The sequence below is a fragment of the Haloferax sp. Atlit-6N genome (assembly GCF_003383195.1).
Classification (GTDB): domain Archaea; phylum Halobacteriota; class Halobacteria; order Halobacteriales; family Haloferacaceae; genus Haloferax; species Haloferax gibbonsii.
In genome coordinates this window covers 1-603 of the sequence record NZ_QEQJ01000117.1, presented here as the reverse complement: position 1 = coordinate 603, position 603 = coordinate 1, and the positions used below count along the sequence as shown (strand labels likewise).

The window sequence follows — 603 nt, the reverse complement described above, 5'->3', positions numbered from 1 at the left end:
TCGAGAATTCGAATTCCACAGGCCGGCGTTCACCGTCGCCTAGCAGAACTTCGGTTTCCATCGTGAGCCGTTTCTCAGGGGGCGATGTCCGCACGTCTCGCAGTGCCGCGTCCACGGATCCCCTCTCATCCGGCGGTATGAGATCGGTGAGTGCCGTCTCAGCAAGTTGGTCAGGATCCCGCCCGAGATACCGCGTCAACGGTTGCGTCACGAAGGCCAACTCTCCGCCCTCGTTCAGGAGGAAGACTTTCTCGTCGAGTTGGTCGAGAATCCGTTGGAGTTGGCGCATCTCCAGCTCCCGATCGAGACGATCAAGCGCGCTCGCGGCCGTGATCGACAGCAGTTCCACAAGGGCAGCGTCTTCCTCGCCGAACGCACCTGGAGTCATCGACCCGATGCCCAGCACGCCGTGCTCGCCGAGCGGGAGAAACATCGCCGATTCAACCGGTCCGTACTCGATATTCGTCGCAGCAGACAGATCGTCGATCACTACCGGCTCCTGTGACTGGAAGGCATCCCCGATCACTCCCTCGTCGTCATCGAACGTCGGCGGATCGGGCACGTGTTTGTGTGCCTGCGAGGAGTATCTTGTCGGGGGGAGTG

General features: G+C 61.2%; 1 protein-coding gene. It reads right to left on the bottom strand.

Features of this window, described 5'->3' with window-relative positions:
* Positions 1–562: GAF domain-containing protein (locus DEQ92_RS21475; protein WP_233516937.1), on the bottom strand; the 562-nt coding region annotated here is incomplete at its 3' end.
* Between the last annotated feature and the right edge of the window lie 41 nt (positions 563–603).